At 64.0% G+C, this 14,995-nt stretch carries 14 protein-coding genes; 8 read left to right on the top strand and 6 right to left on the bottom strand.

Going from position 1 to position 14,995, the window contains the following annotated elements:
* Window positions 1-134: 134 nt before the first annotated feature.
* The 3 genes from D7Y15_RS12885 (at window position 135) to D7Y15_RS44115 (ending at window position 4,312) form a co-directional block, all read left to right on the top strand.
* Window positions 135-1,754, top strand: a complete 1,620-nt coding sequence (locus D7Y15_RS12885) for a serine/threonine-protein kinase (protein WP_233604923.1) — start codon at window positions 135-137, stop codon at window positions 1,752-1,754.
* 174 nt (window positions 1,755-1,928) lie between these two features.
* Complete coding sequence (locus tag D7Y15_RS12880; protein WP_121752737.1) at window positions 1,929-3,200, top strand: serine/threonine-protein kinase; 1,272 nt, start codon at window positions 1,929-1,931, stop codon at window positions 3,198-3,200.
* A 179-nt stretch (window positions 3,201-3,379) separates the two neighbouring features.
* Window positions 3,380-4,312 carry a hypothetical protein gene (locus D7Y15_RS44115; protein WP_147443754.1) on the top strand — a complete coding sequence of 311 codons (933 nt, stop codon included), beginning with the start codon at window positions 3,380-3,382 and terminating at the stop codon, window positions 4,310-4,312.
* 547 nt (window positions 4,313-4,859) lie between these two features.
* Here D7Y15_RS44115 and D7Y15_RS12875 read toward each other — a convergent pair.
* The gene (locus D7Y15_RS12875; RefSeq protein ID WP_120627038.1) at window positions 4,860-6,380 is read right to left on the bottom strand and encodes an ATP-dependent endonuclease; all 1,521 of its coding nucleotides are present in this window, start codon (window positions 6,378-6,380) and stop codon (window positions 4,860-4,862) included.
* Window positions 6,381-6,890: 510 nt separating this feature from the next.
* Here D7Y15_RS12875 and D7Y15_RS12870 point away from each other — a divergent pair.
* Window positions 6,891-7,352, top strand: a complete 462-nt coding sequence (locus D7Y15_RS12870; protein ID WP_120627037.1) for a hypothetical protein — start codon at window positions 6,891-6,893, stop codon at window positions 7,350-7,352.
* A gap of 199 nt (window positions 7,353-7,551) precedes the next feature.
* On the opposite strand, the gene D7Y15_RS12860 is transcribed toward D7Y15_RS12870, so the two are convergent.
* A complete protein-coding gene (locus D7Y15_RS12860; protein ID WP_233604922.1) occupies window positions 7,552-7,914 on the bottom strand; it encodes a tyrosine-type recombinase/integrase in 363 nt (120 codons plus the stop codon).
* A gap of 204 nt (window positions 7,915-8,118) precedes the next feature.
* Between D7Y15_RS12860 and D7Y15_RS12855 the strand changes: the two genes are divergently transcribed.
* From D7Y15_RS12855 to D7Y15_RS12840, 4 genes are all read left to right on the top strand, one after another.
* Window positions 8,119-9,438 carry a hypothetical protein gene (locus D7Y15_RS12855; RefSeq protein ID WP_121752736.1) on the top strand — a complete coding sequence of 440 codons (1,320 nt, stop codon included), beginning with the start codon at window positions 8,119-8,121 and terminating at the stop codon, window positions 9,436-9,438.
* Entirely contained in the window at window positions 9,428-10,948 is a 1,521-nt protein-coding gene (locus D7Y15_RS12850) for a DUF2380 domain-containing protein (protein ID WP_121752735.1), read from the top strand. Before D7Y15_RS12855 ends, D7Y15_RS12850 begins: the two co-directional genes overlap by 11 nt.
* A complete protein-coding gene (locus D7Y15_RS12845; protein ID WP_121752734.1) occupies window positions 10,945-11,415 on the top strand; it encodes an NUDIX hydrolase in 471 nt (156 codons plus the stop codon). Before D7Y15_RS12850 ends, D7Y15_RS12845 begins: the two co-directional genes overlap by 4 nt.
* 85 nt (window positions 11,416-11,500) lie before the next feature.
* The gene (locus tag D7Y15_RS12840; RefSeq protein WP_233604921.1) at window positions 11,501-11,893 is read left to right on the top strand and encodes an NUDIX hydrolase; all 393 of its coding nucleotides are present in this window, start codon (window positions 11,501-11,503) and stop codon (window positions 11,891-11,893) included.
* 92 nt (window positions 11,894-11,985) lie between these two features.
* Here D7Y15_RS12840 and D7Y15_RS12835 read toward each other — a convergent pair whose 3' ends face one another.
* The 4 genes from D7Y15_RS12835 to D7Y15_RS12820 all read right to left on the bottom strand — a co-directional run bounded on the left by D7Y15_RS12835 (window position 11,986) and on the right by D7Y15_RS12820 (window position 14,933).
* On the bottom strand, window positions 11,986-12,819 hold the full coding sequence (locus tag D7Y15_RS12835; RefSeq protein WP_199745921.1) for an alpha/beta hydrolase-fold protein: 834 nt from the start codon (window positions 12,817-12,819) through the stop codon (window positions 11,986-11,988).
* A 59-nt stretch (window positions 12,820-12,878) separates the two neighbouring features.
* Window positions 12,879-13,952 carry an FtsW/RodA/SpoVE family cell cycle protein gene (locus tag D7Y15_RS12830; protein ID WP_121752733.1) on the bottom strand — a complete coding sequence of 358 codons (1,074 nt, stop codon included), beginning with the start codon at window positions 13,950-13,952 and terminating at the stop codon, window positions 12,879-12,881.
* Window positions 13,949-14,260, bottom strand: coding sequence for a PadR family transcriptional regulator (locus tag D7Y15_RS12825; protein ID WP_120574612.1), 312 nt, complete (start codon window positions 14,258-14,260; stop codon window positions 13,949-13,951). Before D7Y15_RS12825 ends, D7Y15_RS12830 begins: the two co-directional genes overlap by 4 nt.
* 61 nt (window positions 14,261-14,321) lie before the next feature.
* A complete protein-coding gene (locus tag D7Y15_RS12820; protein WP_121752732.1) occupies window positions 14,322-14,933 on the bottom strand; it encodes a cysteine hydrolase family protein in 612 nt (203 codons plus the stop codon).
* Window positions 14,934-14,995 lie beyond the last annotated feature (62 nt).

Below are 14,995 nucleotides of genomic sequence, written 5' to 3'. Positions count from 1 at the left end.
GGAGTGCTCTTCTTCATGCCAGGAGAATGTTCCTCGTCCCCCCGTTTCGACGGGCCTGCCTGCTCGGCTGCACCTATGTCTTTGATTCTGCTCTGCTTTTCTCCATCGCGTTAAACGGACGCGGATGGGCCCAGGTGAGCGGCCATCCCAACATCGTGCGCATGTATGCCCACGGCCGATGGAACGACGCGACCCGGGGCTGGCTCTACGTCGTCGAGGACTACGTGGAGGGCTACACGCTGGGCGAGTGGATGGAGAAGACGCACCCCACGGCGCACGAGGTGGTGGCCCTCTTCGTCAAGCTCGCCTCCGCCCTGGCCCACGTGCACGCGCGGGGTGTGTTCCACCGTGACTTGAAGTTGAGCAACATCCTCGTGCGTGCCTCCGACGGTGAGCCCTTCCTGTTGGACTTCGGGGTGGGCAGCTACGCGCGGGCGCCCGAATTGACGGACTCCCCCCTGCCGCCCGGCACCCGGCGCTACCGCTCCCCCGAGGCCACGAAGTTCCTGCGCGAGCATGGCGAGGAGTCCGAGGCGCGCTACACTTTCAAGGCCACGGATGATGTCTACGCGCTGGGCATCTGCCTCTATGACCTGCTGACGATTGCGCGCCCCTGGAGTGAATCTCCGGCCATGTTCCTGGGGGGCAGGCTGGAGTTGCCCGCGCCGCATTCGCTCAACCCTCGGGTGCCAGCGGCCCTGGGCGCGGCCGTCCTCCATTTCGTTGCCCGCGATCCGGAGAAGCGTGCCCCCACGGCGGAGGTGATGCGGCGCGAGCTGACGGCATTACTGCCTGAGGTGGGAATCGCTTGGAGGGAGCCCTTCCACGTTCCCAAGCCCCACGTCCAACTCGCCCCCGAGGCGCCACCCCTCATGCCCTCACAAGAGGTGCCTGCCCCGGCCGCCCGGCAGGGACTGGTGACCGCGCGAGGGGCCTTCATGGTGGCGCTTGCCGTGCTCCTGGGCGGCCTCGTGCTCTGGCGCTTCACGACACCCTCGGAATCTCTTCCCACTGCACAGCGGACGCCGTTAGCGCCCTCCTCCGCATGGCAGGTGAATCCAGAGCCGAAGCAACCTGCTCCCCCTCCAGCGCCCGCCACGATGCCCCCTGAAGTAGCCTCTCCCGTGTCCGCACCCGAGCAGAAGGAAAGTCCTCCCGTGAAGCGCGCTCCCTCGCCCATGTCTCCGCCGCCCGCTCCCGCTATCAGGAAGCCAAAGCCCCTGGCCGTCTCCCCGGGCTGGCCTCCGGCGGAATGGGGTGGCTTCCTCAAGAAGTGCGCGGGTCTGACCGCCGCCGCTGCCCTCCAGATGGGCTGCCCGGGAGCCCAGGTGCGGCCCGAGGCCGCGGACTGCCCCGAGGCCGCACGCAAGGCAATGTTCACCAAGAAGGCGGACGGCGGGTTGGGGTTGCGGAAGAATGCCTATGTCGCCTTCTACGCGGACGCGCGTCAGAGGCGCGCGGGTCATGATGGGATCTTCCGCGAGGGGCCCGTGACGGGGGAGGTGTACACCGACGAGCAGCGCGCATTGCCCAAGGGCACGCTGCTTTACGGCTACCTGTGGACGGGGAACAAGGACCTGCTGCTGGGACGCTACACCGAGGCCCGGCTTCCGAATGGCCAGAGGGTGCCGGTCTGCATTGAGATGGGAAACGAGGACGAACTCGGATGGACCACGAGAGCCGAGGAGTCCAAGCCGGGCGAGATCGTGACTCGCAGTAACCTGTCTGGCATCGCGGTTGAACGTTGGCGTTGAGGCTCCTGCCCGACGTAACGCTCATTTACAATTCAGCCCCTGTCCTTCTCACCCGGAGTGAGAGGGATTTCGGGGGAGTTGAACCCGCCGCGTCGTTCCCGAGGATCGATGCGGGCACTACCTTGCAAGTTCCTTCGCGCGAATTCCTCTCGCGTAGGCGCAAGGGGTATCCGCATGGCCCATCCGTCTGATCCGCCGCTCTCCAGCGGCGTCGTGCTCTTTACGCAGGGGGACACCTCCTACGAATTCTTCCGGGACCTGGGAGTGGGGCGGCTGGGAGAGCGCGTCCTGCTCGCCTTCGTCCGGACGCCCCAAGGGCTGGGCGACTGCGTGGTGCTCAAGTGCATCCCTCTGCCACAAGGCGAAGAACTGTCCGAAGGCTTTCAGCACACGCGGACGCGGCTGGAGGAAGAGGTGCGGCTCGCGCGCTACCTCCAGCACCCGCGCATCGCGCGCGTTCATGGACTTGTCGAGATGACGCATGGGCTGTGCGTGGTGATGGAGAACCTGGAGGGCTTGTCCCTCAACACGCTGCTGTCGGTGGCCCAGGCGCGCGGACGCTACTTCTCTGAGTCCTTCGTCCTCTACGTGGGCGCGGAGGTCGCGGCGGCGCTGGAATACGCGCACACGCGCACGGATGAAGCGGGCACGCCGCTAGGCATCGTCAACCGTGACGTCAACCCGGGCCGCATCCGCCTGGGGCCGCGCGGTGAGGTGCGGATGACGGACTTCGGCGTGGCCCTCTCCCGGTTGACGGGCCGCGTGGCAACATCCTTCCCCCGACCCCAAGGCGAAGTCCTCTATGCCGCGCCTGAGGCGTTGCTGGGCGACGCGGTGGATGCGCGGGCCGACCTCTTCTCCCTGGGGCTGACCCTGCTGGAGTTCGCCACGGGGCGGCACCTCTACGACCCGGGCCACCTGCTCGCGGAAGGGGTGGAGGCACGGCTGTCGCGGGAGGAACGAGAGAAGGTGCTGGCAGCGTCGGTGGCCTCGCTGGGGCTCAATCTGCCGCCCTTCGCGGAGGACATCATCCGGTGTGCCATGTCTTATCGCTCTGAAGACGTGGAGCGCGCGGCGGAGGGATTGTCCGTGCCCCTGCGCGACATCCTCCACACGCTGCTGCGGCCTGAGCCTTCGGCGCGCTTCGCCACGGCGTCGGAGCTGGCGGGTCTCCTCCGCGCGCGTCTGGCTCAGTTGCCGCCCTACTCGGGGGAAGACGCGGTGAAGGAGGTTCAGCAAGCCCTCATGGAAGCGGAGAATCTGCTCTGGGACATCGCTGTGCCGGATGATGAGGGTGGGATCTCTATGCCCCTGCCTACCACCCCCCACCCTGAGGAGATTTCGACCGCACCCGCGAGTCGTAGGGTCTCAAGGGAGTGGGCCACGACGCGCCACCCGGACGAAGTGACGACTGTGCCCGGGGAACGACTGCATCGCGATAGATGATGGCAGACAACAAACAAAGAGCCTGAGTGGCGGCTCTCTCCAAGGTCAGTCCTGTCATTCGCGTAATCCGCGAGGACTTTCTGTGAGAAGAATTACACGCGCACCTCGCTTCCCAGCAGAAAAGCATGTCAGCCGCTGGTCGAATTCACTTCCCCAGGTGGATGGCATGACGGCAAAGTATGGCGATGGACAAAATCGAACCGCCTCGCGTAGTTACACCATCGGAACATTTTGAGTTCTCTAATCCATTTTTGATGGATCTCTTGCGTAGCTATGGCTGCCTCATTGCCATGGGCGATGATGGTTTTGTGCAAGCAAAGGGGACGGCATTTTTTGTAGAAATCGATGGACAGAAGGTGCTGGTGACTGCTCGCCACGTCGCTTTAGCCGAGGGGTTGCAGGACAGAGAATGGCTGCTGATGGTTGCTCCTCGAAATGTTGAACATGGGGTTGTTACCGATGCCGAGGTGTTTCGATTTCGAGGCCTACAGGTTGTGTGGGAGTCAGTGTTGCTTGATGTTGCGGTCTTGCTCCCCCCAGATGGATTGATTGACGCTGAGGGGTATATCTTTCTACCGGGGGAGCGAGACGCGCGAACGACCACGGAATGGGTTCGCAAAATTTGGCGTGAACGGACAAGCGAGACGACTGCTCTGCCAATTTTTGTGCTCGGCTTTCCGAACTTTGGGCATCTCGTTGATCGCGCAAGAGGAACTGAGCAGCCAAGTGCGTTGCCGATGATTGCTTATCTTCGTCAGCTTGATGATAGCCCATGGTCAGGGATGGGACGGTTTGCACCTCAGATGTCAATGGAGATCGAAGCTTCCAATGCGCGTGAATACTCTGGAGATCTCAAGAATTTGGCTGAGAAGTTTGTGGAGAATATGGGCGCAAAGGACAAGGAGCCGTTTGGCGGATACAGTGGCGGCCCCGTTGTCTATGTCGCAGCCAACGGTGTGCGTGTAATCGGAACTGTCCGAGAGGGCAGAAGCTACCAGGGCGCTGCTGGCCCAGAATTCGTTCAAGTGTTTGCTTCTGTGTGGGACGACGTCGTCACGGCGCTTCGAGCTTCTTCTGCTTGGAATGCGTTCCTGGCTAGTCGTGATGGCTAATGAGGCTCAGAGCTGCTTCATTGCAAAGGGGGGCGCCACGCGAATCCGACAGAAGGCTTTTCATGGCGCCTCGCTTCGCTCTGTCAGTGTGATTCGGGCCAAGTTACCCCGCCCAGCGGCGCTTTGCCCTGAGTGCCGTCCAGCGCCAGCCACTGCCAATCAACTTTCGCCAAGCCGTCATAAGAGAGCAGCCCTGGTGCCGAAACTCGCGGAAGGTGCCTGAGGCCAACAGCGCTCGGAAACGCTGGTAGTCCGAGCAGGAATGGCGCAGGCCCATGACCTTCAACAGCCCCCACTACGTCCCCGTGCGCAGCGCTTGATGAGGTCCATCCAGGGCCTGTTGGGCATGTACTCGTAGGCTATGGCGGCCCAACGGGTGCTTGGGGCGGGCCGGTGGCAGAGGCTCAATCCGTCACCACGGCTAACCCGGCACCCGCCAGCCATCGTCCTGCTTCACTACCTCATGGTCGCTTCCTCCTGCTACTTACCCGGCAGGTGGCCGACCCTCTTCCCTCTCGAGGCAGGCTCTATTCGGGCCGATTGCTATTCAACGAAAGAGCTTTCCGCTAAGCTTTAACATGCTCGGCTGGCTCGTGACCAAGGTTGCTTGCACCAGATAGGAAAACAACGCTTCTCTGGCTCGGTCCTCGGTGCATGCATTTTTCGCTGCAATGTCGGATGCGATTGTGTCAATGGCGGACTTACAAGTCTCCCGCTGGAGTCTGCCGGTCTGTCCTACGTGCGCATTCACTGATGCCTGCGAGATTCTGAGGTTGGTTATGCCGGTGTGAGTCTGGATTCCTTGTGTGTGTGTCGCAATGTCGCCGCGAAGCAGTTCGCAAAGGCCCACTTCTGGTGTCCAGGGCAGGAACACAACGTTGTTCTTTTGATTGTGATACAGGCTCTGTGGGACAGTAAGCTCTGGCGCAGGAACCCCAGGCTGTGTCGTTGGGGGCATGCAATCAGGCTCTGCATCAGCGTCGAGAACAGCCATGCGCCGAGTCATATTCGGAATGAAAGCTTTGCTTCGTTCGAGGAACCTCAATACTTCCTTGTATCCGCCAATCACCGCGACCTGAACAGTTGGAAGGCTTCCGGTACCACTCGATTGCTGGCGCTTGATGTGTTGCCGCCACATCTCGTCCAAACAGTGCTTCGCTGCCACGTCCTCGACGAAGAGCAACTTGTCAGGCGCGCTTTCTTCGTCGAGAGACAGATGCTGGAGTGCATAAGTGGGGTAAACATGTCGATGGATTGTGACGTTGCCCCCATCGTTCTCCAGATAGATGATGTTTGAGCGTTTTACACTCTTGATCAGACTGGATGAGTGGGTCGAGACTAGTGCAGTGCAACTGGCCGCGTTTGCGAGTTTTTCGATCTCTCTGAAGAGTCGAATCTGGGCGGCCGGATGCAGGGCCATCTCGAACTCGTCAATGATGTAGAGGCCCCCATTTTTCATGCCCAGGAGCTTCTGGCCGAGACGCATCACGCAAAGCTCACCGAGACTGAAAGTTTTCTCGGAGTAATATGATTTCTTCTTGTCTGTCGGAGCTGATTTGTCGATCAGGTGGGCAATGAGATTGCGTCCACGCAGTCGGATGCGATACAGATTGTTGAATCTTGTAGTGTCGAATACTGAATTCATGAAATTCCGCAGCATCTGGTCTGCGTGCTGCTTCTTGATGCCTTTTAGTTCATTCTGTGTGGGCTCGACACGCGACGAGTCGGCCTTGAGAAATAGCACCTCTGAGAATGCCTTGCCTATGATGGTGCTGTTTGATCTTGGCGTTGCCGACCATCGTGTGTAATTGTATTGATAGGTGACTGAATTTCCATTGACGTCGTATTGGATTGTCGTTTCGTCGATACCATCTATGCCGGTAGTGTTCTTGCCGCCTGGAAGCCCAGTTTGGAAGGCGTTGGAAGCACCCATGCGGTGCAAAACCGTCAGCAACGAAGTCTTGCCGCATCCGTTGGCTCCAGTGATGACGAATGCGCCACTCATTGGTACATCGAATTCCAGGGTCTTGATCGCCTTCAGGTTTTTGATCGTCACCTTTACTGCCATTTTTGGCCCTGCCTCTCTGTCGAAGTAGTTGCGCCGCGATATCGGATTCTGACTCTACCGAAAGAGCCGCGAAAAGCATCCTGATTGAGTCGCAGGGGCATATAAATTAGAAATCGAGAGAAGCAACTGGCGCCACATTGGCCAAGGCAGCTAGGCAGGCGAGGGGCAGAGTCGGATTGACGCCGGCGGATGTAGCCGAGGAAGCGGGAGTTTGCCGCCAATAGTCTGAAGCTCTGATTCTCTCCGCCCTCCATGCCTTCAGGGGGGGGGGCATTCGCCGCTCGGTTTGGCTGACGTGTCAGACCCAGCGGGTATGTCCGGGTTCTGCACACCGCACCGGAGTGCAGTCAGGAGGCGCGAGTGATGGGCAACGGTTGGTGGGCAGTGCTGTAGCGCAGGATGGTTCGTTGGCTCTCGACCGTTCCGGATGAGGTCGTGAGCTGGGAGAAAGAGCTAATCGAGTTTGCCTGAAGGAGCGATGGTTTCACGGAGAGAACAGGAGGGTTGTCAATGACGGCGTCTAGCAATGAGAGGGGTCGAGGGCGGTTTCGTGCGATTGTTGAGCAGACCATTCAGCTCGCTCGCGCGATGGACGAGGAGTACGAGCGGTTGTATCCGTCCACCGGTGGTCTTTTGACCGCGTCTGATCTTGTGAGGCGTGAAGTGGACGCGCTGACAGGAGTGCGTCCGCGCCCTGCGGAGCAGGCTTTCAATCAACACCTTCAGGTGCTTGATGCTGCTGACTTGGTCGCGCTGGTTACGCTTCATTATGTTGGGCGCGATTTTCAAGAGACAGATAAGCCCGAGAAGGTATTGCAGCGGCAGCGTATTGGTATGAAGTCCTCCCGCGCGGCCGAAGATGCACGCGAGAAACTCTCCGAACGCAGCCGTTTGGATGGGCTATTGGTCCAGGGGCTCAGGAAGGCCAGGAGTATTGGGCTCGATATTGAGGCGCTTCCGCTCACTAAGTAGCTTGTAGCAGGGTGTTCGTGCATGCCCGGCACCTTGAGTTGGCATGTGCCCCCAGTGTGCCCCTCCAGCGTGGATTGAAGGGGCACACCAGGGAACTCCCCGGAACAGCACGGGATGGCGTCCCGAGCGAAACCAGGGCGACAGATGGGTAACCGCGCGTCCTGCGTGAGGTTTCCTGTCGTCCTGGCGAAGGTGACGCTCATCTTCGCGATTCAGTAGCTCCTGCTGCGCTCCTCTGTCGCGGCCATGCCAGAGCGGCGTGATTCTGTGAAGTGGGCGCGTCGAGCTGTTGGACGGCGCGCTCCTTCGTTTCCGGGGAGAGATGGGCGTACCCCATCGTCAGTTCGATGGTGGCGTGGCGCATCAGTTCCTGGTTGAGCTTGCGCGGGACACCGCGCATGGCGAGGTGGCTGTCGTAGGTGTGGCGGAGGTCATGCCAGCCGAGGCTGCCCTGTGCGTGAGTGATGGTCGCCTGCGGCAGGCAGCGCTCCAGCGGTCGCCGCATCAGCCCATCGGTCAGGGGCTGCCCGTCCTCATGCCAGACAACCGCACGGAGCCGCACCCGCTGCGCAGCGCGGACGAGACGACGACAGAGCCGGGACCGGGCGCCTTGCGCCTGCCACGGCGGTAACAGTCGCTGGCTCGACGCGGCCGCCCCTCTTTTCCCTTCACCCTTGGGTAGTTGCGCGGGGCCTACGGGTGCCGGGCTGAATGTCAGACGTGTGTCCTTTGCTCTCCCCGGAGGTGTCACTTCCAGGGGGCGTGGATGCGAATGACGCGAAGTGGGGCTGTCTGGCTGTGGCTGCTGTTGCCGGTGGCCGCATGGGCCGAGGACGTCCCGGAGGTGCCGCCCGTGGAAGAGGCCTGGCGCAACCTGCTGCGCGTGGAGGCGACGACGCTGGCCTTCCTGCCGCGCACGGGCGCCGGCACGGACGAGGGCTTCCTCCAGGTGGAGCCGACCCTCATTCTCGACGGAGGCGCGGAATTCGGCCTCAACCTGGGCACGCCCGTGCGGTTGCGCCTCTGGGGTGGTGGAGGGGACGCGGGCTTCGTGCGACGCGAGGACTGGGACAGCCTCTCGGACTTCGGGCAGGTGGTGCGCGGCCTCAAGCTGGGCTCGAACGACGCGCCCGTGGGCGTCTGGTTCGGCGCGCTGGAGTCCTACAGCCTGCTGTCCGCGCACCTCGTGCGGCGCTACTCCAACCGAAGCAATCCCGACTACCACCCAGCAGGCGGCTTCCTCACGGGCACGATGGGGCCCCTCTATACGCAGGCGTTCGCCTCGGACGTACTGGGCGCGCGCCTCATGGGGGCGGAAGTCGCGCTGGACTTGGAGCACGTCCTCTTCGGCCAGCCTCGCGCGCAGGGCCGCTACACGCTGGCCTTCTCTGCTGTGCATGACTGGGGGCGGGCCGGAGGACACGCGCCTCCGGTGACGCTGGCGCATCTGGACGGAACCGCCGTGGTGGTGGTGCGGCCGGGCTTCGAGGCCCACCTGCTTGCCGGTTGGGGAGGACGGCCCGGTGCGGGCGGCGCATGGGGTGCGGTGGTGGGCGCGGGCGTGGATGCGGTGACGCCCACGCTGGACATGCGGCTGCGGCTGGAGGTCCGCGGGCAGCATGGCGGCTTCCGACAGGGATACTTCGGCCCGGACTACGAGTTGGCGCGCTTCAAAGCGGCGGGGCCGGAGGGAGTGTCACTGGCGGAGGCCCACTTCCCGGACGGGACTTCCGCCTATGGCGAGGCGGAGGTGGGTTGGGACGCGGTCCGCTACGGCGGCCTCTCCAAGCACCTGAAGCTATCGCTGGGCGCGGAAGCCTTCTCGTGGGGCCGCTTCGACGTGGACGGGCGCGTGGCGGTGCAGCTCTTCGCGCGCAGCCTCGAAGTGGCGTTGAAGGGGCTCGGAGTGGGCATGGGACAGGCGGGGGCGCGCTACCTGGGGGCCGCCGAAGCCCGCTGGCGATTGCTGGGCGGGAAGCTCTACGCGATGGGGACGGGCGGCACACTCCTGTTCCCCACGCCAGAAGGGACGCTGCGGCTGGGGGCGTTCGCCTCGGTGGGCCTGGGGGTGGACAATGCGCGCTGATGCCCTGGTGCTGGCCCTGGTGCTGATGGCCACGGGATGCGCCTCCGTGTCGCAAGCGCCTGGACGTGGCCGAATCTTGAGCTACGCACCGCGCGAAGCCCCGTCGCCCACCTGGGGGCAACCCCCGAGCGATGAGTTCCCGCGCGCCCAGAACTTCCTCCCGCGCGCTCTTGCTGGGCCCGAGCAACGGCTCCTGCGCCGCCAGCAGCCGCGTGACGACGTGACCGCCGTGGGAGACAGCGCTGTCGGGGGCGGGGGCCAGAGAAATGCATTGACGCGGCAGGCGGTCCTCGACGCGACGAAAGACGTGAAGGGCTCCTTGCGTAGCGTCGAGGCCGCGTTCACCAGGTTGGCGGCCCGCCCTCCAGACCTCTGGGGCTTCAGCCTCACCGGTGTCTTCACGCGCTACCTCGACCAAGGCTCCAAGCAGGTGACGTGGCTTCATGGCGCACTTGCGAGCGCCACCGTGTTGACGGAAGCGGCCTCGGAAGTCGGCGACACGGACATGGAGTTGGGCCTACTTCGCATGACGGGGCCGAAACTCCAGGCAGCTCAGTTCGGGACGCTCCTGCTGGCCACCTGGGTGGACTTCCTGCACCTCGCGGACGCCGTGCTCCGTCACTGCCCCATGTGCAGCGCCGAGAAACTCTTCGTGGACCTTCATCGCGTGCAGGGGTTGATGGAGCCCACGCTGACGGACCTCGCCTCACTGGACCCGGAGCGGGTGGAGGCAGCGACCACCGCGATGCCCGAGTTGATGGGGAAGCTGACGCGTGAATTCGACACGCTCCAACGGGAGACCCGCGAGACCCTGAAGCTTGGCGGGCAGGTCATCGCGGCGATGCAGGCGGTGGAGATGGTCACGATGATCTCCACGATGAAGATGGCCCTGCCACGCGTGCCGCCCTCGGCCCCTGCGGCGCTCGGCGTGGGGCTGGCGATGAGTTCAGGTGGCGTCATGGTGGGCTCGCGGCTGGTGGTCTCCGCCGAGTGGGTGGAGATGATGCGAAGGCTCGTGCAGGCGGGCGTCATCTCCGTGCCTGCCGTCGGCGCGGCCGTCCTCATTCAGGGCGGACAGGTCACGATGGCCCAGGCGCATCAGGACTTGCCCAAGGGTGTGCGCGACGCGCTGGGGGATAGCCCGGAGGTGCGCGGCATGCGGGTGACGGGCAGGTCGGGGGCGGGAATGTCGGACGCCCCGAAGCACCATGTGCTGCCGCAAGAGCACCGCGAGTGGTTCGAGCAACGCGGCTTCAGGGGTGACATGGACATCGACCAGTTCTGCGTCCGGTTGGAGCAGGCCCACCATGAGGCGATTCACGGCGGGGGGAACTGGAAGCTGGGGCGCACTTGGCCCGGTGAGTGGAATCGGCTGATCATGGAGGTGCTGCGCGACGCCGAGGCCGAAGCTGGACGCAGGTTGACGCGGAATACAGTCCTGAGGATCGTCGGAGAGAACATGAAGATTTACGACATCCCGATGAGTTTCACTAAGGGGAGAAGCCGATGACCGACGGACGTTCATGGCAGGGGAACTGGAAGGCCCGCCTGTATGAGCGCGTCCGCGAACGCGGCTTCGACTCACTCACTGACTTTGCCGAGGCCCACCCTACAGCTTCGCTGGTGGCGCTGGCCGAGGAGCTTGGTCGAGAGGACATTGCCGGTGTGCAGGTCTTCAGCGGACTGGTGGCCGAGGCGGAGCGCAGCCATCAGGTCACACGCCTCGTTCGCGGGCAGTTCGTGCGAGAACTGTGCGCATATCTCCCAAACGGCTGGCCGGCCGTGCTGGATGACGACGCGCGGATGGAGGTTGCCCTCGTGTTCAGCCAGTGGTCGGCATACACCCCAGAAACCCATAAGGGGAGGGTTCGACTGGCTAGGGAGGCACTTCGCGGCAATCCCCCCCCCGCTGGATGGCGCCCACTCAGCCCTGACGACGAACTGCTCCGGACGCTCCTTCCCGACGAGGAAGCCTGAACGCAGATGGTGGTCCCGAGAGCTGGCGAGGCGAGACGCCACGTTGCCACGTCGTCACGCAGGACTTCACGAAGGGGAGCAGCCAATGACGGACGGGCGTTCGTGGCTGGGGAACTGGAAGGCACGCCTGTATGAACGGGTCCGCGAGCGAGGGTTTGACTCGTTGACGGCCTTCGCCGAGTCCCGTCCTGCGATTCCTCTGGATCAGCTAGCCGAGGAGCCTGGCAAAGACGACATCGCAGGGGTGCAGGTGATGAATGGTCTGCTTTTCGAGGGGGAGCGCCGCAGGCAGCCCACCCGCGTTGTTCGCGATTTGCTCGTGCGTGAATTGGCCGGCGGTCTTCCCAAGGGTTGGCCCGCAGAGCTTGACGATGCGAACCGCTTCCAGGTCGCCAAAGCACTGAGCCCGTGGTCCGGTTCCACGCCAGAAGCGTATGACGAACTTCTCCTGACGCTCCTTCCCGACGAGGACGTCTGACCCGGCGGGCTGTTGAAGGAGCCCCCAACAGCAAAGGCCAAGAGCCCTCCCGAAACCTATTACGCAGGGCGTACTGGGGGGCTCGCAAGGAGTCATTTCACGAGGAAGTCGGCCAGCGAGGACACGTCTGACGCACAGTGGCCGCCATAGAGCGGGTGCCATTCGGTCCTGATGCCTCGCTGACGGGCAAGGTTGGCGAGGCGCTCGGTGCCTTCGTAGTTGCCGTAGGCATCGTAGAGGCCGCAGGAGAGATAGAGCTCCGGATGGTCCGGTCCCGCCTGCGCGACCAGGTGCAGGGGCGAGACGCGGCGCCATTCGGCTTCGTCGGCCACGTACTGGCGCGCCATCCGCCAGACTCCGAACACGATCTTGGGATCGGCGCCGGTGCGCTCCATCGAGGCCTGGATCGTGTCAAAGGAGGAGAACGGGGTGTCGGTGTAGACGCCCGGACAGAGCGCCGCGACCTTGGCGAACTGCGCCGGATGGGAAAGGCCCGCGACCAGGACGTTGAGCCCACCCATCGACTCCCCCAGCAGCATCCGCCGCCGGGGGCGTCCCACCTTCGCCTCAATCGCAGGCAGACGGGCCATGAAATCATCGAGCAGTCCGCTGTCCTCCTGCTGGCCCTTCGGAGTCAGGAGCCAGGTCGAGCCGTAGGAGACGGTCACGACCGTGGGCGGTAGGGCTCCGGTGGCCTGCCATTGCGCCTGCAGCATGCCGGTGAAGTAGGTGTCGTCGTTCCAGACCGTCTCGTCGAGACTGCGCCCGTGGTGGTGATAGACGATGTCGCCGTTGGTGCCCCCGGCGGCCTTGTTGATGCAGTAACGCAGGGGCCCTTGCGCATCGCACTGCTGACTCGCGGGCGTGAAAGAGGCCCTCTGGTCGCCGCGGCTGCGTGTGATTCGCGTCCACGTGAACCAGAGCACGAGGGCAAGCAATACAACAGGCAGCAGGTATCGAACCCGCCGTCCAGGGCGAGGCATTGTCATGACTGGGCGAGTGCGATTCTTGAAGGGATGTCGCGCGAAGTCAGCGGCCTTGGCAGGGTCGAAAGGCTCAGGACGTAGCCGAGGATCGCGCTGCCTCCGTAGCCCACGACCGGGGTCGGATGATTGCCAAACGCGGCGGCAACGGTCGCCGCGAGCCACGCAGCCCCGAAGGCGAGGTAGGTCGCGCGGCTGTCCCCGTCACAGGACCCACCGAACAGCACAGGGACGAGCAGCATGACCGAGCCGGCCACGACGGCCAGCCCGGCAAGGGCATGGACCTGGAAGGACGAAAAGAGGACCTGGTCGACGAAGGGTGCGGCGGGAAGCGCGTCGGGGCGTAGCAGCGTCACCACCAACGCCAGGAGGCTGGCCGTGAACGCCAGAGACGTCGGCCGGTCCGCGCGCGTCACCGCGACGGTCGCCAGCGTCGCTGTCATCACGGCCGCCATCGCACGGTCGGGCTGGAGCGCCATTGCCACAGCGGCAACGATGATCCCCGTCGTCGCAAGCGGGGTGCGCGTCCGGGAGAATCCGGCAAGCATGAGCGGCAGAAGGACCAGGCTCGGTTGCACGCTCACTCCGCCGAGCTTGACCCAGCGAGCTGCCCCCTCGACGCGGAGGCCGGCGAATGCGGTGGCGAGCAGCAGGACCGAGAGGCCGAGAATCAGGGCTCCGGACCATCGCCCGCCCGCCCCCGGGATGCGGCTGACGAGGGCCAGGAAGACAAGACCGAGGACGAGCGCGCCAGCGTTGATGCCGAGGTAGCCGACGGGCGCGCCGGCAAGCGTCATGTAGACGAGCCCCATGGCGACCGAGCCCGCCGCGCAGAGCGCACCGACGGCACGCGGGCTGTGCAGCGCGCCGAAGGGCTGCATCAGGAGCAAGCCGATGGCACGCGGCGCCAGGCCGCGGAAGCTCGCAAGCGCGAACGACAGGGCCTGGGTGTCCTCGGGGATTTCCGCGACCTCGTAGCGGATGGCCAGCCCCCAGTCGCGCATCGACGGTGGAAGGAGGGACTGCAGGGCGCGGCACAGCAGGTCCGCCGCAAGTCGTTGGACTCGGACGCTCATGTCGTTGCCCCGCGAAGGACGGAGCGAGCAGCCACCTTGCGGTCTGGCGGATTGTCGCGCGCGAGCTGGACCCCGGTCTGGGTCAGGCGATAGGCGTGCCTTGGCGGCCGCCCACCCTCCGCCGGCTGCTGCCACTCGGCTTCGAGATAGCCCTGGGCTTCGAGGCGGATCAGCAGCGGATAGAGCGTGCCCGACTTCACGTCCGCGATGCGGCACAGCTCATACCCGTGCGACCAGCCCGCCCCGGCCTCCAGCAGTGCGGCAAGAACGGAGCGGGCGTGATTCGACAACGCGCGAGTTCGCGGCATGCCTTGTAAGTCTACCTATGTAGATTTAATGTCAAGGCCGACTGCGGCTGCTTCCTTCACGTCAGCGGACGCTCAAGTTCACGATGGCGTTGGTGCCCATGACGGCGCCAAAGGTGTCGGCGATGGTCACCAGCGCGGACTTGTGCAGCACATCATGCGCAATGGTGCCGCCGCCGGGCGCCTCGATGTCCCGGGTGGCCGAGGCGTCGTCCGCCACGATGACGTTGTAGCCGAGGGGAACCGCGTCCCGCGCCGCGCCGGACACGCAGGCGTGGGTCATCAGGCCGGAGATGATCAGCGTCTTGATTCTGGAGATCTGCAGCTCGTGATGGAGCTCCGTGCCCTGGAACACGCTGATCTGGTTCTTCTTGACGACCTTGTGGTGGGCGGCCGGCTGGAGGTCCTTGTGGCAGAAGGCCGTCGGGCTGTCGTGGGCGAAGAGGGGAGCGCCGGACGGGCTCACGTGCCACACGTGGAAGACCGGCAGCTTGTGCCGATCCGCGAAGGCGATGAGTCGCCTGGCGTTATTCAGGGCGCGCGTCCCATCCGGAATGGGCAGTTTTCCGCTGAAGTATTCTTCCTGGAAGTCAATCACCAGCAAGGCGGTGCTGAAGGGGTCAAGCGAGTCCGGGGCGGATGCGCCGAGGATGGTGCGGATCGTGGGGTGCGACACTCTGTTCTCCGGGTCGGGGATGGACGGCCGCGCGAGTCTACTCACTGGACGCTCAGGATTTC

The sequence above is a fragment of the Corallococcus sp. AB030 genome (assembly GCF_003668965.1).
GTDB lineage: Bacteria > Myxococcota > Myxococcia > Myxococcales > Myxococcaceae > Corallococcus > Corallococcus exiguus.
This window is presented reverse-complemented; position numbering and strand designations above follow the sequence as displayed.